Here is a 19,450-nt window from a genome sequence, read left to right on the forward strand (position 1 = left end):
AATGAATGAACTGGTAGATTCTTTAATCTATCAGCCCGATCATTCACAAAAGGAATTTATTCCACAAAGCCTTTTGAAATCAGAGCCCTTGGCAAGCATAATCAACCCCGGCAACTTTAGCGATTCGGGTAAGGTTTTTACAATTGACAAAGAACGCACTGTAAATATTTTTGCAGTTGGCGAAATAAATAACAGCCTTATAACCGGTAATCACGTTAAATATATACCTTTTGATCGTGCCGAATTATACTTTGATCTTAAAAACGATAAATCCAGGGAGTTTAGGTCAGGCGATGATGATAGACAATTTGTACTTTCATACGGCCTCCCTAATATTGAAGGTTTAAATTTTGTGAGTGATGACGTTAAAGTCGAAATGAATGAACCAACCCCTAAACAATATGTTTTTGAAATGAGGTTAAGCTGGAAAAGCTTAGGGTTTGTAAAGCCTGTCGTGGGTCGTAAAATTGGTTTCAACAGCCGTATAATAGACAATGACTATCCCGATGAAAGATCTGATATTAAGTTTATAAACCGGCCAAAACTAATCAACCTGTTTGGCACTGAAGCCAACTTGTTTAACCCCTCATTGTATGGAACATTGCTATTAGATGGAGATGTTAAGTCGGCAGTTGATAAACATGTTATTGCCTCGCAAAAATTAGAAATAAATAAACCAAAAATCGATGGCAAAAAAGATATGTTGTGGGAGCAAGTTATGCCCGTTAACATTAACACAGTTATTAAAGGTAAAATAGAGGGGCAACAGGATTTAAATGCAACAATAAGATCATGCTGGGATAGCAATTACTTATATTTTTTAATTGAAGTTACAGATGATCGGAAGGTGTTTTTTAACGGGCTCATGGATTATGGCTGGATAGAAGATATGAAAGGGAATATTAAATGGTTAATGAGTACCGTTACGGCCGGGTATGCAGGTGGCGCAGCTAAAAATCAAATAATCGTATCAAAATTATCTCTTCCCCCCGGAAAATATAAATTAAGGTATATAACGGATGAGTCACATGCATTTGGCAATTGGAATGCCCCACCCCCAATCACACCATTTTATGGAATTGCTGTGTACAAATAATCATATCAATATGTTTCTTGATAACAGCATACTAATTAGTACAAATCTTCCTGATTACATTTAATCTGAAAGGAGATATGTCTGACTAATCAATTTACACTTTATTTTGATTAACAAAACTTTCGGGATGGGTAATGGGCATTCGCAACGTATTACCGCTATTGAGCACTTTTTGAAAACTTAAGCCGGATAAGATGAGGTTTGATTCCTTGATCAAGGTGTTTAAAGCTTTAGCGGTATATATTCCGCAAAATGGCTCTGCAAATTGCTCATTTTGATACACGTAATAATCAAAGCCGGTATTTGAACGGTATGCCTCAACCAAATGGTTTAGCGTATCCCTCTCCATCCCTATCATATCACAGGCCAGCAGTAACAGATCATCATCCGGATATTTTTGATGTACGCTTAATAAACCGTTGAGCGGCCCCGCTATATTTTGCGAATCTGCAACCAGCATATCAGTGTTAAATACAGATTGATACTTTTCTGATTGGGAACTGTTAATAGAAACAACTACCGGCAAATTAACATCTGCCAATTTATTGGCCATATAAGCTGCCCAGCAAATATTTTGTATAGGAATAAGCCCTTTATCGGTACCCATACGCCTGCTTTGGCCGCCACACATTACTATGCCTCTTAACTGTTCCATTGATGCGCCAAAGATAGCGAATCGAGCAATACAAAATCTTGCTTTGGCGAATCGCATGTAGGGCATTGGTATTGCTCAATCGTTTCGAACTTTGTGCCCGGCGCAATATTATTGATATCATCGCCATAAATTTCGTCATATACCGTCATGCAGTTTTTACATTGATAAACCTGTTTATCAGGTGCCGCATTAGCTTCTGCTACGGTTGGCAGTTGCGCAGGCTGGTTACCTTCATTGTCCTGCAGTTCATAAAACATATCGCAAAGTGCCATCAGATGGGTGCTGATATCAGGTTTTGCAACCTTTGGCCTGAACACTACAAAATCTTTAGAGTTAGGGTTAAAATCGCGGGTGTGCAGTATCTCAAAAATATCTTCGCTCCCCTTGCTGCCGCTGCGCAGTTTGTTAATGATAACCGAACCAAAAAGCCCTGATTTACGCTTGGTTTTTACAGCAAAACATAAACGGTAGGTACGGGTATCGGCTTCCTCAAACTCGCGTACCAACTGGCGTTTAATGAGTAGGCCTTCATCGCACAGGTCTTCAACCTGCCAGTTCAATTCGTTGGCAGCATGGCGCACGTTAATGCGGTAACGGTTTAGTATGGTGCCCCAGGCTTTGCGATCGGCTTGCTCAATACCTTTAATAACAATCGACTTCCAGGGGGTGGTATATAGCTGCCCTATACGAGTTTCAAGACATAACGCGCATATCTCTTTCAAAAAATCGACACGGAACAACTCATCACGGCGATAAATACCCAGCCATTGTTTGTTATTGTTATAGCGGTTAAAACCTTCGTAAAAAGGTAAGTGAAACTCAGGCAATTGCAATGTATGCGTATATGGCTGCAACAAAAACTTTGTTTTGGCCGTTACCTTTTTGTGCAATAAAGCGCCATCAATAACCGGCTGATCATAAAACAGTTTACGGTTACCCAATATTTCCTGCTCTATGATTTTACTGATACCCGGAATATCTTCCGAATATATGAGCGAGGGCCAGCAGTATAAAATATTGGTTTTAGGAAAACGTACATACAGGTACCAAAAATTACTTACGTCCGAAGAGATAAAATTAAAGTTACCCGTAAAAAACGGCACAAAGGTTTGCGAGTTATCAGCAAGGTTGATTTTAAGGCGGGGCTCATAGTCAAAAAGATCCAATATATCTTTATAAACACCTTCCTTTAACCAGTTGGCATTATAAATAATATCCTCAGTAACGTACGAACTGATGATATTTGGATATTCATCCGCATCAACTTCGTAGTTAATATCGTTTATAATGAGTTCGTTTTTCAGATCGTCTAACTCGGTATGATCTACCTCAAAAAGTAATTGCTGCCTGTTACCAAAACGCACATGGGTAACATTGGCATTTTGGGCACCTGTTAAGATATCCAATAACTCGCCTGCTGGTACAATACCGCCCGGCAGGTTAATTTTTATCATGTGTTTTTGAGCGCTTGCTTCCATCAGTTCAATACCCCCTCTAATTTTGCTTTCTCTGTTATTTCATCCAAAATACGTTTTACCTCCGGCCTGCACGATCCACAACCTGTACCTGCGCCCGTTGCGGTGCACAGGGCCTTTAACTCGGTGCAACCCTCGTTAATTTTGTTGGTGATGTTACCTTCGCCAACATTATTGCAGCTGCAAACCAATTTGCCAATAACAGGCTCGGCCTTGTTACCGCTGCGCAATAATTGGATACGTTTTTCGCTTAGCTCGGTTTTGTTGGATATCAGCTCCCTGAACTCCTGAAACTCGCTCTTATCGCCGATAAGGATAGTGCCCACCAGCCTGTCCTGGTGAATGATACATTTTTTATAGTAGCGTTGGGCCTTATCTATAAATACAATTTCTTCATAACTCTTATCATCAGGGCATTCGGGTAAACCAATGCTGCACAGGTCAAACCCGTGTATCTTAATGATATTCATAAACACACTGCCCTGGTAATAGCTTGATATATCGCCGTTAAGGTATTTGGCTACCACATCGGCCTGTTGTTCGGCTGCCGCGGTGATCCCATATAGCGTACCCTCAAATTCAGCGATCTCGCCAATGGCAAATACATCTGGGTCGCTGGTTTGCAGGCGCTCATTAACAATAACGCCGCGTTTACACTCCAACCCGCTCTCTTTGGCCAGCTCAAGGTTAGGCGTAGTACCAATAGCCAGTATCATGGCATCGCAATTAATGCGGGTACCGCTTTTAAGGCCTACGCCGCTTAATTTATTACGGCCATAGTACAATTGCACCTCTTCATCATAATAAATATCGCAGCCCTGGTCTATCATTTCCTCATGCAATAACTGGCTGCCCAAAGCATCCAGTTGGCGGTTTAGAAAACGCGATGTACGTTGTATAATGGTGATCTTTACCCCTATCTCGCGTAATGATGCCGCCATTTCCAAACCGAGTAAACCACCACCAACGATTACTACGTGCGCATTGGCTGGGATGTGATTTTTAAAGTTATCGGCATCGGTACGGGTACGCATGGTAAAAATACCCGGTAATGATGGCACATTTCGCGGTATAGCAGAGCGGCTGCCTGTAGCCATTACCATTACATCATAATGGGTTTTATTGCCACGGGAATCAATAACGAATTTGCTTTCGCGATCAACTTTTTCAACGCTTACGCCACGCAGTAATTTAATTTTATAGCCCGGTTCTTCCTCATCGGTCATTTTAACCAGTTGCTCCCAACGTTGCTCGCCGCTGATATAATCGGGCAGCATTACGCGGTTATAGAATGGAAAATCCTCTTTGCTGAAAATTGTGATCTCATCGTCGGGATTGATCTCACGGTACGATTTTACAAAACCATATGAGCCAGCGCCAGCGCCAATAACTACAATACGTTGAAAAGGCTTTTTATATTTTTCGATAGCAACGGCGCAAAACTTAAAATCGGGCTCTTTTGATATCGGGTCGAGTATATCACTGGTGAGGTTATTCGCGCGGTTCAGATCGCTGCCTAATACTTTGCCCCAGTGCATAGGTAAAAACACAACGCCCTGCTTAATACCTGTGTTAAATTTAGCTTTTACACGTACCTCGCCACGTTTTGATCTCACTACGGTAACCTCGTTATCGCTGATATTCAGCTTGCGTGCATCAGCGGGGTTGATCTCGATAAAGGCTTGCTTTATGTGTTGGTTAAGCTTGTTTACCTTACCCGTTTTACTCATGGTATGCCAATGGTCGCGTATGCGACCGGTGGTTAATATGAATGGAAAATCAGGGCCTATCGGTTCGCTCCTGTTAGCATCGGGTACGGCATGTATCTGCGCTTTGGTACTTGGCGTATAAAAACTATGGTCGGTAAACAAACGTGCCGTTCCCCTGGATATCGGAGTTTCAACAATTGGTTCGGCAACCACCTTCTTTTTACCAGCTGCTTTTGGCGCGGCAGCAGGTTTTGGATAAGGCCATTGTACCGTTTTAACCTGTTTTAATATATCATAGCTTAAACCGCTCACATCAATATTGGTGCCCGCGGTTAGCGCGGCATGTTCTGCATAAACTTCGGCAGGGCTCTCAAAATCAAAACCAGGGTAACCCATTTTTCGCGCGAAGCGGCATACTATCTCCCAATCGGGCATGGTTTCGCCCGGCGCATCGAGTACTTTGTTAAGGTAGCTGATGCGGCGCTCGGAATTGGTCATGGTACCTTCTTTTTCGGCCCATGCAGCTGCAGGTAATATCACATCGGCATAAGCCAAACTTTCCGATTTATTGGTTATCTCTTGTACAACCACAAACTTGGCTTTCTTTAAACCTGCTTCGGCAAAGCGGGCATTGGGTAAGCTGGTGAGCGGGTTTGTACATACTATCCATATGGCTTTTAGCTTTTCATCGTTTAAAGCCTCAAACATTTCGGTAGCGGTAAGGCCGGCTTTTTCGCCAATGGGCTTGCCGCCCCAAAATTGCTGTACTTCGGCACGATGCTCCGCATTTTTCATATCGCGGTGTGCCGGGAGCAGGTTAGCTAAGCCCCCAACCTCGCGCCCACCCATGGCATTGGGCTGCCCGGTTAACGAGAACGGCCCTGAACCCGGTTTACCGATATGGCCCGTAATGAGGTTAAGGTTAATTAAACTCAGGTTTTTGTTTACACCGATGGAGCTTTGGTTAAGCCCCATGGTCCACATGGATATAAAGCCCTTGGCATCGCCAATGTATTTTGCGGCTAAACGTATATCGGCTTCTTTAACACCGCAAATAGCGGCTGCTTCTTTCATTGGTTTTGAAAATACCAATTCACGGTATTGCTCAAAGCCTTCGGCATGGTTGGTTATAAAATTAAGGTCGATATCACCATTCTCAATAATAGCGCGGCCAATGGCATGGTTTAATGTAATATCCGTACCTGGGTTCAATTGCAGGTGCAGGTCGGCAATGGAGCAGGTATCGGTTACGCGCGGGTCAACTACTATAATTTTAGTGCTAGGATTAGCTGCTTTATGTGCCTCAACGCGCCTCCACAAAATGGGATGGCACCAGGCCGGGTTTGCGCCGGTTACATAAAAGCAATCGGCCAACTCAATATCATCGTAGCAAATGGGTACGCTATCTTCGCCCAAAGCCAGCTTATAGGCAGCAACAGCGCTGCTCATACACAAACGCGAATTGGTATCGATATTATTGCTGCCAATAAAGCCCTTCATCAGCTTATTAAGCACATAGTACTCTTCGGTTAAGCATTGCCCCGAAGCATAAATAGCCACCGAGTCGGGGCCATACTTATCAATAAAAGTTTTAAAAACCGCCGCGGTTCGGGTAAAGGCTTCGTCCCAGGTAACACGCTGTAAGGGCATGTTTTTATTGTACCGCATTTGCGGGTACAGCAGGCGGTCGCTCAGGTCGTTAGCGGTATGGTGCAGGTTAATACCCTTGCTGCAAAGCATGCCACGGTTAACGGGATGATCTTTATCACCCTCGAGCGTAAGGGTATTGTTCTTGTCTTTATTAAGCAGAATGCCACAACCCACGCCGCAGTAGCAGCAGGTTGTGGACAACTGTTTATTGGTATTTTTTTTACCCGACATAGGTTGTATAAGTAGTACTGGGTTAAACTTCGGCAACGGCTAAAGCCTGTTCCGTTTTTTCTTCGGGTTGTGCAAAAACTTTGTAAAACCGGGTTACCAGTATAATTGCCGATACCCCTATTACCACAAAACCGATATATGTAAATGCCTGCGCATAAGTGATTGTTGATGACTTGAACAGGAAACCGAACAACATCCCGCCAAGGTTACCACCCGCACCAACTATGCCGCTAATGAGGCCAACATTTTTTGTATTGATAAATGGCACAATGCCATAAGTAGCTCCATTTGACATTTTAAGGAACAAAGCGAATGTTAGCATAGCAACAATAGCCAATACCAGCGAGCCTGCCTGTGCAAATAAAATAATGCCGATACCCTCTAATAACAACACGCCGGCTAAAAGCAGACCTTTACCCCGCATGCCATATTTACCGCCAACCCTATCGGATACGATACCGCCTAAAGCGCGGGCAAAAATGTTCATAGCTCCAAAAATACCGGCCCAAAAACCGGCAGAGCTTTGTGATAAATGGAAGGTATCAACAAAATGCAGCGATGCTACGTTATCAAAGGTTAGCTCCATACCGAAGCACGATGCATAGGCTAATGTTAAAGCCCATACGCGCCAGTCGGCTAATACGCTCCAATCAGTTTTTTTGGCTTCGTCTTTTGAGTGGCCTATTTCGTCGAAGTTTCCGGCGGGGGTATCTTTTGTATATTTATGGTATAAAAATGCCATTACCAGCATCATCGTTCCGGGCACCATCATGGCATAGCGCCAGGCCTCGCCTTTGGTAAACCCAAAGCCTACAATAGCCGCGAATATTAAAGGCATTACCATGTTGGTAACACCTCCGCCCAGGTTACCCCAGCCGCCGGTAACAGCGTTAGCGGTACCTTTAATTTTAGGACCAAACATTTGCGATGTATGGTACTGCGTAATAACAAACGATGCACCAATAACGCCAATACCTAACCTAAACAGCAGAAAAGTAGTGTAACTATGCGCCAAACCCACCAAAAACACGGGTACCGAGCCAATAATTAATAACCTTACCGCGGTTTTGCGCGGGCCCCATATATCGCAAAGTTTACCTATAATAAGCCTTGCTATAATGGTTGATGCTACCGAGGCAATAATGATATTACCTACCTGGCCTTTGGTTAAACCCAATTCGCCACGTATGGTAGGCATTAAAGGCGCCAGGCCAAACCAACCAAAAAAGCATACAAAAAACATTAACCATGTAATATGGAAGGTTTTCATTTGTATGCCCGAAAAGCTGAATATGTTAAGCTTTTCGAGTGGTTTTGCTGTTGATGTATTCATTTTTTGTAAGTTTTGTAAGTGTAAGTAGTAATTTTTTTGTTTAATCGTCTATCGAGAACTTATCGATAAGCAGGTTCAACAATTTATCGTGTATGGTCATATAAACCGGGTCGTGAACAATGTCTTTCTTATTTCGCGGACGAGGCAATGGTACATCCACAATTTCTTTAATGGTAGCTGCAGGGCCGTTGTTCATTACCACCACACGGTCTGATAAAAAGATAGCTTCTTCAATATCATGGGTAACCATAACAATGGTTTTTTCGCGGTGGTCCATATTCCAAAGCTTTAACAACTCTACGTGCATCGAGCTTTTGGTTAAAGCATCTAACGCGCCAAAAGGCTCATCAAGCAATAATATTTTGGGATTGATAGAAAACGCGCGGGCAATGGCCACCCTTTGTTTCATGCCGCCCGATAACTGGCCCGGCAGTTTGTCTTTGTGCTCCCACAGGTTAACCATTTTAAGGTTGGTTTCTACCAATGCTACTTTTTCGGCAGTGGTTTTATCGCTTAGTGCCGAATCAACCGCTACATAAATATTTTTGTAAACCGTTAACCAGGGCAGTAAAGAGTAGTTCTGGAAAACGATACCCCTATCCGGACCCGGCGCGGTAACTTTTTTACCGTTGGCTATTACTTCGCCGCTTGTTGGCTTAACCATGCCGCTAATGGTACCCATCAGGGTTGATTTACCGCAGCCCGAGTGGCCTATCAGCGTTATGATCTCGCCTTTATTAACCGACAGGCTAATATCTTTAACGGCTGTATACACGCCTTTAGCTGTTTTAAAGCTAACAGTCATGTTCTTTACTTCGATGCTTTTATCTGATGATATAGCTTGCTCCAGTAACTCATCAGCAATACTACTGATGTTTTCGGGAGTGGTTGGTGCTATTGTTGTTGTGCTCATGATATTAATATTTTAGTGTAAGTAAAAGGGCCTATACCGCGTATGAGAACTTTTGTTGTAACCAGGTAAAGCATTTATCGAGCAGTGAGCCTACAATGCCTATAATAATAATGGCTACCAATATTTTGGCGATGTTGCCACCGTTAAAGCCTTCTTCCCAAACAAAATAGCCAAGGCCCTGCCCGCCCGAAAGCATTTCGCCGGCCACAATGACCATCCATGCTACTCCTATTGAAAGGCGTAAACCGGTAATGATGTGTGGTAAGCTAAAAGGCAATAATATTTTAGTAAGGTATTTGTATTGCGAGAAGCCGAAAGCTTTGCTCACATTTTTATGATCTTGCGGGATGTGCGACGCGCCAAATGCCGCGTTGATCAATGTTGGCCACAGCGAGCAAATGAAGATCATGAAGATACTTGCATGTGGCGAGTCTTTAAAAATGGCCAGCCCCAAAGGGAACCATGCCAATGGCGATACAGGCTTTAATATTTGTACAATAGGGTTTACCATTTTCATGGCTATTTTGCTGCTGCCCATTATTAAACCTAATGGTATTGCAAATAAGCTACCCAATCCAAAACCGATGGCTACACGGCCTAACGAGCTTAGTAATTTAGTACCTATACCTTTATAATCGGGGTCGTTTTGCATAGGGTTATGCATTACTTCTTTAAAAACCACCCATGTAGCTTGTGGATTAGGGATCTCGTTTTTGCTGATCTTTGACACTAATGCCCAAATACCTCCAAGAATGATCATACCTGCTGCGAAGTATAATACCGATAGTGCTGTTTTAGCCGAAAATAGATCTTTCATTGTTTATTTGTTTTATGCTTTTGTAATCAAAGCCGGGGCCTTACAAACCCCGACTTATCTTAACTACTCACTATTTTAACCTACATACTATTTTTTAGCGGCTGCTATATATGCTGCTGGACTGTTCGGATCGAAGGTTACGGTTTCCAGGTTTGTTTTAAATGGTTTCATATCCTCCTGAATTGGCACACCCATACTTTTTGCTACCTCGGCATACAGGTCGCTCATGATAATTTTTTGTGATATCGCTTTATAATCAGGTGCTGCGGTTATCAAGCCGAAACGCATGTATTGCGCCATGAACCAGATACCGTAAGATACCTTTGGCGTATTAACCGCGCCATTATTGTAAAACAACATGTAATCGTCTTTATATTTCTGAACACCCAGGTCGCAGCCTAAATCTGTTGAACCCATTAAGCGGGCCTCAATAACCTGAACGGGGGCGTTAACATAGTTTGGCTTGCTTAAAAACAAGGCCGCTTTTTTACGGTTGCCCATTACATCAAGCCATTTGCAGGCTTCAATAATAGCTTTCATTACGTTTTTGAGGTCTTCTTTATCGCCTTCGGCAAAAGCTTTGTTTACTACCAATGCTTTTTCGGGATGGTTTTTCCAGATATCCTGGCTGGCAATATGGGTAAAGCCTATATTTTGTGATGCTGCAACACCATTCCAGGGTTCGCCTACGCAAAAACCTTCCATGTTATCAACCTTCATGTTAGCAACCATTTGCGGCGGCGGGATGGTAATTATACCAACCGATTTTGCATTAACACCGGCAGCGGCTAACCAGTTACGCAACCATATATCATGCGTGCCACCGGGGAAAGTCATGGCGAAGGTTACTTCTTTACGCGCTTTGATCTCTTTTATCGCGCCTGCAACTTTTTTCAGGTCTTTAAAGCCAACTATACCGCAAAAATCTTTTGATAGGGTAATGGCCTGGCCGTTGTTATTCAATGTCATAGCGATACGCATTTCTGATCCGGCTTTACCGCCAATACCGGTGTATACCGAAAAAGGCATTGAGAAAAGGCAATGGGCGCCATCTAACTCACCGTTCAATATCTTATCGCGAACAACTGCCCATGATGCTTCTTTTGATAGTTGAACATCAACGCCATATTTAGCGAAGAAGCCCATTTCTTTAGCGATAACTAAAGGAGCGCAATCTGTTAATGGGATAAAACCCAGTTTTATTGTTTTTTTTGGTGGTTTAGCACCTGCAATTGAGTTAACCAATACCATCAGCAAACATATTATTAATGTTAGCTTCGTTTTTGTGTTGATATATTGAGTTTTCATCGTTTGTTTAGTTTTAGGGGGGTTATTGTTTAATAGCTACCGGTTTGGCGTAAAAGAAATCGGGGGTAAACTTGAACATTACATATCCCCAGAAAGCGGTTTTATTATAAGTTGAAGCAACGGCATCGGTAGTGGCCTGTCCTTTGGCAAAGGTCATGCTATCAGAAGCTTTCATTAATGAATAGCCCAATTCAATATTGGTAAACTTGTTCATTTGGTAGCTCAGTTGCAGGTCAAGCTCGTTACCTAAGTCTTTATCTATAACCGATCCATCAGCTTTCTTCATATCCTTATTCAGGGAGAAGTGATGTATATCGGCACCTAAAGTCAGGGTATTGGCAGTGTACTTCACTTTAAAGTAAGGATTATTTAAACCACCAACAGGCGAGCCGGTACCTGTATAGAAGTAATCCATATATCCCCAGAATTTATGCGGGGTACCATATAACGGATCAAAACGATTGTCTTTACCTGACGGGTTAACGACATCATTACCTGATAACACATCGTATCCCGGTGTAAAGCTAAAGCGGCCTTTTTGGTAAGTTAAAGCAACGGTATAGTGGTATGCATCCAGATCAACATTATCGCGGTCTTTACCTGATTGCTGGTAATAAGCCGCCTGTAAGGCTATCTTACCAAAACCCGATGCATTGCCTAACGTATGGTTAATCATTAAGCCATAAGTGTAACGGTGTATTGGCGAGTAATCAAACAGATCGGTGTTATTGGCTTGCACAAAACGGCGACCATAAATAAAACCACCATCGGCCGTTGTTATGGTAACGGGGTTGTACTGCCCAAAGTTGTCGTTAAAGAACAAGGCAGAAAACTTAGTCTGGTCTATTTTTTTGCTGATATATAAACTTGTGAACGATTTATAATCCTGGGTAGCACCGTTTGTTCCGGTTGGGTTACTATATACAGGTGTACCCGTAGCCGCGCTTTTTTGGGATGCACTACCACTCGGCGCCAATGGCACTATGCCTGCCGGTGTAGGTACAAGCACGCCATTGCTATTTGTTACATAAGCCGGTATATTGCCGGGTACGTATTCGGTATTGGTTACCCCTGCAGCATCGGTATTTTGGTTAAAGGCAAAACCGAGGTCAACCTGCCAGCCATGATGAACAGCTTTTAATAAAGCCATATCGTGGCGGCGGCCTTGTTGTAACCAATCCAGGTTACCAATAAGGCGGGCATCATCATAAACTAATTCCTGGCGGCCAATTTTAAAAGTTAACAGATCCAACCATTTAAACTTAACGTTTGTATCAGCCTTATTTGCTAACGTTAACTCCGCCCAGCCTTCGTGTAAAAATAAGCGGTTATCCGTAGCTGATATTGACGATGCATCGGCACCAAAAACACGAACATCCTGGATACTTGTTCCTATAGTTAACAAATCCCATTTGTAACCAAAAGTTAAGCGTGTGCGTTGCGAGATGAAACCGCCGGGCTGCGCGTCGGTTGTTACTAAGTTGCCATAGCCATTTCTATATTCTGCCCTGGTGCGCAGTTGCCCGGTGAGTGAAATTTGGGCCTGGGTATTAACAGTTTGGAATAAACCTATTGTTAATAAAATTGCAGAAAGTCTGCACGTGTTGAGTACATTTTTATACATTTGATAAAGTTTTAGAGTTTGTTAAAGCACTTGAACTAATACCCTCGCCCGGAATGCGACCTCCGGCGGGGGCTTTTTTTTGTTTTAAATGTTAAAGCCTGAACTTTTTTTATCCATATCTATTCTTTTTTTGTTTGCGACCTGTTTAATTATCATAAATATATTGTAATTAACATAAAAACACAAGTAATTTTACACTAAATGATAATTTATATGATTTAAATCAGAAATTTTTGGATTTTTTATCGATTTTTAAATTACAAACCAAAAAATAAAAGCAAAATGATGAGTTTGATAAATTTTTAAATCATTTTTTTGGATAAAAAGATTTAAAAAATCATTTTTTATCCAAAAATTATCTCATAAAAATCATTTTATGTCATTTTTTAGAAATCTTCTATTGTTTTTTTACTAAAACAATAGAAAAAACCGAGTAATTGTTAGTTTTGCTATAGTTAATATTACACAGAATATATAAATTAATAAAACTGATCTACATTAATGAAAAAAAGCAAACAAGAATGCGATTTAAAAAGCTGTTTTCTGTGTAAACTTTGCGTTAAAGAGTGGCTGCCCGCCGTAAGCGCGAGCCGTAAAAACTTTGATGTAAAAAAGGGAGAAGTGATAGTTAAAGAAGGCGACCCGGTTACCGGTGTCTATTTTGTTAACTCAGGCAATGTTAAAGTGCATAAAAAATGGGGTAATGATAAGGAGCTGATCGTTCGCTTTGCCAGCGAAGGTGCAATTTTTGGACACAGGGGTTTAATAGCAGAAAGCTATCCAATATCGGCAACAGCGCTTGAACCTACAAAAGTTTGCGCGTTTGACCTGGAATTTTTCAATACTACATTAAAGGTAAACCACGAGTTAGCCTATCAAATGATAAAATTCCTGTCGCACGATCTGCAGGAATCAGAAAAACGGATGCGCAACCTGGCGCACATGTCGGTAAAGGGCCGCCTGGCACAATCATTATTATCATTAAAAGATCAATTTGGTTTGGCCGAAGATGGGTCGCTTAAAATTGAATTAAGCCGCCAGGACCTGGCATCATTTGCCGGAGCAACTTACGAAACTGTTTTCAGGGTGCTTAACGATCTAACTTCGCACAAGCTGATCTCATCGAATGGCAAAAGCATTACCATTGTGGATGATAAAAAATTATTGGAGCTGACTAAAGATAGCAGCTCCGAATAATCAATCATCTAAAACTAAAACTCAAACTAAACTTATTCAATGCCTACATAAACCTTACCCTCAAGTACTTTTACAGGGTAAGTTTTTATTTGATATTCATCGCCGCTAAGGCACTCGCCCGATAAAAGCGAAAATGTTTTTTTATGGAAAGGGCAGGCTACTTTAGGCTCACAATCTTCGCCTGCACTACCAATCATACCGCGCGATAAAACCATTTGTTGTTTATGCGGGCACAGGTTTTGCGTTGCGTACCATTCGCCACGGCGGCTAAAATTAAATATCGCTATTTGTTCGCTGCCAATTTTAACACAGCCCCCACCATTATCCGGAATATCATCGGTAAAGCAGGCCATTACCCATTGTATGTTTGTTAGTGTTTCCATTTTCAATATTTTTTAGCCCGGAAGACGGAAGTCTTCCAGGGTGAGTTTTTTAACTTTTATCTTTTGACTTTCAACTTATAACCTACCACTCTTTAGCCTTAACCTGATCGCGCATTGGCACAAATACTGCCTGCGGATCCTTTTCGGCCGGAGCGTTAACAAAGTGATTAAAGCGCTTGCGCAGCTCGGGGCTTTCAACAACCTCTTTCCATTCGCAGTGATAGGTATCAATAAGGCCTTGTATCTCTTCTTCCAATTGCTCGTTTATACCGAGGCTATCATTCATTATCACATTTTTAAGATAACTCATGCCACCTTCCATTTTGTTTAACCAAGTTGCGGTACGCGTTAACGGATCGGCAGTTTTGATGTAAAACATCAGGAACCTATCGAGGTATTTGATACACGTCTCGCTATCAATATCGGCAGCCAGCAACTGCGCGTGCTGCGGTTTTGAACCACCGTTACCGCATATATATAAGTTCCAGCCTTTTTCTGTAGCGATGATACCAAAGTCTTTTGCCTGCGCTTCGGCGCACTCGCGGATACAGCCACTCACGCCACCTTTAAGTTTATGCGGAGAGCGTATGCCTTTATATCTTTCTTCAATTTCGATGGCGAACGAAACACTATCATGCAAACCAAAACGGCACCAGGTACTACCTACGCAACTTTTTACCGTACGTAATGATTTACCATAGGCATGCCCGCTTTCAAAACCGGCGTCTATCAACTCCTCCCAAATCTGGGGCAGATCGCCCATGTGCGCGCCGAAAAGATCAATACGCTGCCCGCCTGTTATTTTAGTGTACAGGTTATATTTTTTAGCCACCTGCCCTATCACAATAAGCTTATCAGGTGTTATCTCGCCACCCGGGATACGAGGAACTACCGAATACGTACCACCTTTTTGTATATTAGCCAAAAAGCGGTCGTTACTATCCTGTATTACATCCTGCTTAACAATAAGATCGTTCCATAAGCCCGAAAGTATGCTGGCCACTACCGGCTTACAAACCTCGCAACCATCGCCACGGCCATAATGATCAAGCACCTCGTCGTAATTTTTTATTTTATTGATGCGAATGAGATCAAGCAATTCCTGGCGCGAATACTCAAAATGCTCGCATATTACATTTTTAACATATAAACCATTAGCTTTCATGGTACCTGTTATCAGGTCTTTCACCATAGGCACACAGCCACCGCAGCCTGTACCGGCTTTGGTGCATTTTTTCATACCATCAATGGTGGTAATATCCTGGTTATTAACGGCGTCGCAAATAGCGCCTTTGGTTACTGCCTCGCACGAGCAGATCAGCGCGTCTTCAGGTAAACCCATTACGCCTGCGCCGGAATCAGCCTCGGCACCACCACGGGCACCCAATAACAGATCTTCAGGATTAGGCGGCAAAACCAGCTTATTGTTCACTGTTTGCAGCAACATATTATAAGCATCAGCATCACCTATTAATATGCCACCCAGCAGGTATTTACCATCCGTGCTGATGTTTATCCTTTTATATACACCCTTATGGGTATCTTCAAATATAATTGTGCGGCAATCAGGATCGGTAATAAAGGCATCGCCAAAGCTGGCCACATCAACACCAATTAATTTAAGCTTGGTGCTCATATCAAAACCTTTAAACGATTTGTCGCCCTCAACCAGGTACGATGCTACTACATCGGCCATTTCGTAACCCGGTGCAACCAGGCCGTATATCATACCATCGTATAAGGCGCACTCGCCGATAGCGAAAATACGTTCATCGCTGGTTTGCATTTTTTCGTTCACCATAATACCGCCGCGGGTACCTACATGCAGGCCGGCCAATTTAGCCAACTCATCGCGCGGCCGTATTCCTGCCGATATAACAAGCATATCGACAGGGAGCACGCTCTCATCATTAAATTTAAGTCCGGTTATTTTATGGTCGCCTGTAATACATTGTGTGCTTTTGTTAAGATGGATATTTAAACCCAGCTCTTTTAGTTTTGATTGCAGCATAGCGCTACCCATCGAGTCGATTTGCCTTGGCATTAAGCGCGGGGCAAACTCTATCACATGCGCCTCGGGAATACCCAGGTCAATTACTGCTTTGGCAGCTTCCAGGCCTAACAAGCCACCACCCATTACAGCGCCAACCTTGCAGTTAGCCGCATACGCTTTTATCAACTCCAGATCTTCGATAGTACGGTAAACAAAAACACCTTCATTTTCAATACCCGGAATATCGGGCACAAAAGCCGATGAACCTGTTGCTAATACAAGATAATCATAGTGATATGTTTTGCCATGCAATGAGTGAACGGTTTGTTCGCCGGGATTGATCTCCTGTACGGCATCATTAAGGTATAAGGTAATACCATTATCAGCATACCAACTTTCGGTTGACATGGATAGGTCTTCGGCAGATTTGCCGCTAAAATATTCGCTCAGGTGAACACGGTCATAAGCCCTGCGGGGCTCTTCTCCGAAAACGATGATGTTAAAGTTAGCTGATTTACTGACAAGCTTTTCGCAAAACTTGTAACCAACCATACCATTACCAACTACAATTACAGTAAGTTTTGACATAAAAAAAGTTTTAAATGTTAAAGCACTCTTAAAGTAATTAGCCTAAATGCGACCTAAAGCGTAATTACAGTAGCAATTTTAAACAAAAGTTAAGACAAAATCAAATAATTGTATTAATTTAGTAATATAATTTAACATTTTATTCAACATTTACTAAATTTTAGTATGATATAAATCATATTTTATTGATAAAATGAAATAAAATTTAGTTTTTACATGAAATTATGATTTTAACGCCATAAAAAACGAATCATTTTTTAATAAATTAATAAAAACAACAAAAAACACCTGAAATAATTCCCAACACTATGAAAATACGCATCAAAGGCAACTCAATTCGGTACCGTTTAACAAAAACAGACGTAAATACCCTAAGTGAAACAGGATATATTGAAGAACATACCGATTTTGGAGCGCAAACATTGGTATATGCTTTACAAAGTAAAAAAAGCGGTGGCATGGCAGCGATGCTGGAGAACCAGGAAATAACATTGTATATATCTGATGAAATGGTAACCGAATTAACCACTACAGACAGGGTTGGTTTTGACTATCACGACGGGCCCTTATATTTATTGGTTGAAAAAGACTTTACCTGCCTTGATAATGTTGCCGAAGACCAAAGCGATAATTATCCCAACCCATTGGCAACGGCTGTATAACCCCGCAGCGACCTTACCCCCTCCCCATTATATCAACCGGACAATGCTTTATTGTTCGGGCATGGCCCACATAACAGTACAGGATGCTATAGTTGCGATATTAGCTCATTTTTATAGCGCCATTACCTGTTTAAACAGGCCTAAATATATTGCTACCATGATTAGAAACATTGCTTGCACCACACTATACCTGTGCTTTTTGATATGCACCTTTGCAAAAGCGCAAACACAAAACATTAAAAATGATGTATTTTGGGATACACGTGACGGGCGCCCCATATATAGCCAGGGCGGCGGCATATTTCGGTTTACTGATCCGGTTAGCGGGGTAAAAAAATATTACTGGTATGGTGTACATTATTTAGGTGCCGAAGTTTATCGTAAAGACCCATCGGTAACATATAAAGGCAGCGGCTTTGCATCTGTAACCTGCTACAGCTCTACCGATATGGTAAAATGGAGCTTTGAGGCAGATGTGCTAACTAAAGAAAGCATAAACCCTTCGGGAAGGGTTGGCTGGGTAGGCCGTTTAGGTGTGGCCTATATTAAGGAATTGAACAAGTACGCCATGTTTGTTCAGCATAGCGGTAAGGTGCTTATTGCGGTAGCCGATTCGCCAACAGGGCAGTTTACCTTGCACCAGGAGATTAGCATGGAAGCAATGATAGGGACGAGCAATACGGGCGATCAAACTGTATTTACCGATGAAGATACCGGGATATCTTACCTTATTTACTCGTACGGTAAGGGCCGCAACAAAATTTATGTTTCTGAAATTGGGGTAAAGGATGGCAAAGTGAACCTGTTAGATTGTAAACAGGTTTTCCAGGGGGCAAGCCGCGAGGGGAATTGCATGTTCAAATACAAAAGCAGGTATTATATGTGCGCATCAAACATATACGGATGGGATGCTTCCTTCGCTTATTTTTTGGTTGCCGATAACATCAGGGGGCCATATACGCCATTTAACAATATGCAGGTAATGGATGGTTGCGCCGATGATTACGCGCACGTTACCCAAACCGGCTTTTTCTATACCATAAAAGGCAGCAAGCAAGAAACAGTTATTTACTGCGGCGACCGTTGGGCTGACTTTGCAGGCAATGGTTTAGGGTACAACCAATGGTGCCCGCTTTCCTTCAACGGTAAAAATCCATATTTTAATTCGCTCAGCTCATGGAATTTAAATGCGCAAACCGGCGAATGGAACGTAGCCGATGATAACAACTATGTAAAGAACGGCAGCTTTGAGGCCGACCGTAAAAATATACCCAGCCCGGTTAAACCTGTGCAAAAACAACTAACAGGCTGGGAAACTACTATTTTATCAGGGCATCCAATAGTAATTGGCTCTGCAGACTCGATAGTTTTAAACCATGTGAACAGCGAAGCCGACAGGAAAATAGTGACAGGCGAAAAGAGCCTGAATATTACCGACAAGGTAAATTTTAAACGAAAGGTATCACAGATAATTTCGTCTTCGCCTTTTGTACAACTCCCAGACGGACTTTATACCTTAACTGCAAAGGTGAAAAACAGTAAAGGTTTTAACAAGCTTGAAATGTATGCTGATAATAGAGGCAACCGTGTTAATTATGCTATCCAAAACGAAAACACATCATGGCAAACCATCAGCATATCCAATATCCCCGTTAAGGGCGGCAAAGTTGAAATTGGCTTTACGGCAGATGGCGCAGCAAATGCCTTTTGTTATGTGGATGATATCGCTTTACTAAAAGCTCAATAACCTACCTCACATAAAAAGAGCGCGCCTTAATTAAGGCGCGCTCTTTTTATATTATTAATGTTGATGTTG

At 42.2% G+C, this 19,450-nt stretch carries 14 protein-coding genes; 4 read left to right on the top strand and 10 right to left on the bottom strand.

Translation table 11 applies throughout. From position 1 onward, the window contains the following. The first annotated feature begins 1 nt into the window (after position 1). Positions 2–1,096, top strand: a complete 1,095-nt coding sequence (locus tag KXQ82_RS09555; RefSeq protein ID WP_255563580.1) for a sugar-binding protein — start codon at positions 2–4, stop codon at positions 1,094–1,096. 94 nt (positions 1,097–1,190) lie between these two features. On the opposite strand, the gene mobA is transcribed toward KXQ82_RS09555, so the two are convergent. The 8 genes from mobA to KXQ82_RS09595 all read right to left on the bottom strand — a co-directional run bounded on the left by mobA (position 1,191) and on the right by KXQ82_RS09595 (position 12,811). Further along, complete coding sequence (gene mobA, locus KXQ82_RS09560) at positions 1,191–1,751, bottom strand: molybdenum cofactor guanylyltransferase (protein WP_219487967.1); 561 nt, start codon at positions 1,749–1,751, stop codon at positions 1,191–1,193. After that, positions 1,739–3,205, bottom strand: a complete 1,467-nt coding sequence (locus tag KXQ82_RS19955) for a rubredoxin (RefSeq protein ID WP_255563570.1) — start codon at positions 3,203–3,205, stop codon at positions 1,739–1,741. The genes mobA and KXQ82_RS19955 overlap by 13 nt, the downstream gene beginning before the upstream one ends. Positions 3,206–3,228: 23 nt before the next feature. Then, positions 3,229–6,816: a nitrate reductase gene (locus tag KXQ82_RS09570; protein ID WP_219487970.1), complete on the bottom strand. Its 3,588-nt coding sequence runs from the start codon at positions 6,814–6,816 to the stop codon at positions 3,229–3,231. Between the two features lie 22 nt (positions 6,817–6,838). Further along, a complete protein-coding gene (locus KXQ82_RS09575) occupies positions 6,839–8,149 on the bottom strand; it encodes an MFS transporter (RefSeq protein WP_219487972.1) in 1,311 nt (436 codons plus the stop codon). Positions 8,150–8,189: 40 nt separating this feature from the next. Next, positions 8,190–9,062: an ABC transporter ATP-binding protein gene (locus tag KXQ82_RS09580; RefSeq protein ID WP_219487973.1), complete on the bottom strand. Its 873-nt coding sequence runs from the start codon at positions 9,060–9,062 to the stop codon at positions 8,190–8,192. Positions 9,063–9,093: 31 nt separating this feature from the next. Continuing rightward, on the bottom strand, positions 9,094–9,879 hold the full coding sequence (locus tag KXQ82_RS09585; RefSeq protein ID WP_219487974.1) for an ABC transporter permease: 786 nt from the start codon (positions 9,877–9,879) through the stop codon (positions 9,094–9,096). Between the two features lie 87 nt (positions 9,880–9,966). Further along, positions 9,967–11,187, bottom strand: a complete 1,221-nt coding sequence (locus tag KXQ82_RS09590) for a CmpA/NrtA family ABC transporter substrate-binding protein (protein WP_219487976.1) — start codon at positions 11,185–11,187, stop codon at positions 9,967–9,969. Positions 11,188–11,209: 22 nt separating this feature from the next. After that, positions 11,210–12,811, bottom strand: a complete 1,602-nt coding sequence (locus KXQ82_RS09595; RefSeq protein ID WP_219487977.1) for an alginate export family protein — start codon at positions 12,809–12,811, stop codon at positions 11,210–11,212. Between the two features lie 501 nt (positions 12,812–13,312). On the opposite strand from KXQ82_RS09595, the gene KXQ82_RS09600 reads away from it, so the two are divergent. After that, positions 13,313–14,008 carry a Crp/Fnr family transcriptional regulator gene (locus KXQ82_RS09600; protein ID WP_219487978.1) on the top strand — a complete coding sequence of 232 codons (696 nt, stop codon included), beginning with the start codon at positions 13,313–13,315 and terminating at the stop codon, positions 14,006–14,008. Between the two features lie 32 nt (positions 14,009–14,040). On the opposite strand, the gene nirD is transcribed toward KXQ82_RS09600, so the two are convergent. Continuing rightward, on the bottom strand, positions 14,041–14,391 hold the full coding sequence (nirD, locus tag KXQ82_RS09605) for a nitrite reductase small subunit NirD (RefSeq protein WP_219487980.1): 351 nt from the start codon (positions 14,389–14,391) through the stop codon (positions 14,041–14,043). An 82-nt stretch (positions 14,392–14,473) separates the two neighbouring features. After that, complete coding sequence (nirB, locus tag KXQ82_RS09610; RefSeq protein ID WP_219487981.1) at positions 14,474–16,972, bottom strand: nitrite reductase large subunit NirB; 2,499 nt, start codon at positions 16,970–16,972, stop codon at positions 14,474–14,476. Between the two features lie 308 nt (positions 16,973–17,280). Between nirB and KXQ82_RS09615 the strand changes: the two genes are divergently transcribed. Together KXQ82_RS09615 and KXQ82_RS09620 are read left to right on the top strand one after the other, a co-directional pair. Beyond that, positions 17,281–17,634 carry a DUF7009 family protein gene (locus KXQ82_RS09615; protein ID WP_219487983.1) on the top strand — a complete coding sequence of 118 codons (354 nt, stop codon included), beginning with the start codon at positions 17,281–17,283 and terminating at the stop codon, positions 17,632–17,634. Between the two features lie 61 nt (positions 17,635–17,695). Beyond that, the gene (locus KXQ82_RS09620; RefSeq protein ID WP_219487985.1) at positions 17,696–19,381 is read left to right on the top strand and encodes a family 43 glycosylhydrolase; all 1,686 of its coding nucleotides are present in this window, start codon (positions 17,696–17,698) and stop codon (positions 19,379–19,381) included. Positions 19,382–19,450 lie beyond the last annotated feature (69 nt).

Origin of the sequence: Mucilaginibacter rivuli (assembly GCF_019391655.1) — a bacterium.
Classification (GTDB): domain Bacteria; phylum Bacteroidota; class Bacteroidia; order Sphingobacteriales; family Sphingobacteriaceae; genus Mucilaginibacter; species Mucilaginibacter rivuli.

Coding starts and splice junctions, on each gene's coding strand:
- KXQ82_RS09555 (WP_255563580.1), top strand. CDS start 2: ATGAATGAACTGGTAGATTCTTTAATCTATCAGCCCGATCATTCACAA.
- mobA (WP_219487967.1), bottom strand. CDS start 1,751: ATGGAACAGTTAAGAGGCATAGTAATGTGTGGCGGCCAAAGCAGGCGT.
- KXQ82_RS19955 (WP_255563570.1), bottom strand. CDS start 3,205: ATGATAAAAATTAACCTGCCGGGCGGTATTGTACCAGCAGGCGAGTTA.
- KXQ82_RS09570 (WP_219487970.1), bottom strand. CDS start 6,816: ATGTCGGGTAAAAAAAATACCAATAAACAGTTGTCCACAACCTGCTGC.
- KXQ82_RS09575 (WP_219487972.1), bottom strand. CDS start 8,149: ATGAATACATCAACAGCAAAACCACTCGAAAAGCTTAACATATTCAGC.
- KXQ82_RS09580 (WP_219487973.1), bottom strand. CDS start 9,062: ATGAGCACAACAACAATAGCACCAACCACTCCCGAAAACATCAGTAGT.
- KXQ82_RS09585 (WP_219487974.1), bottom strand. CDS start 9,879: ATGAAAGATCTATTTTCGGCTAAAACAGCACTATCGGTATTATACTTC.
- KXQ82_RS09590 (WP_219487976.1), bottom strand. CDS start 11,187: ATGAAAACTCAATATATCAACACAAAAACGAAGCTAACATTAATAATA.
- KXQ82_RS09595 (WP_219487977.1), bottom strand. CDS start 12,811: ATGTATAAAAATGTACTCAACACGTGCAGACTTTCTGCAATTTTATTA.
- KXQ82_RS09600 (WP_219487978.1), top strand. CDS start 13,313: ATGAAAAAAAGCAAACAAGAATGCGATTTAAAAAGCTGTTTTCTGTGT.
- nirD (WP_219487980.1), bottom strand. CDS start 14,391: ATGGAAACACTAACAAACATACAATGGGTAATGGCCTGCTTTACCGAT.
- nirB (WP_219487981.1), bottom strand. CDS start 16,972: ATGTCAAAACTTACTGTAATTGTAGTTGGTAATGGTATGGTTGGTTAC.
- KXQ82_RS09615 (WP_219487983.1), top strand. CDS start 17,281: ATGAAAATACGCATCAAAGGCAACTCAATTCGGTACCGTTTAACAAAA.
- KXQ82_RS09620 (WP_219487985.1), top strand. CDS start 17,696: ATGGCCCACATAACAGTACAGGATGCTATAGTTGCGATATTAGCTCAT.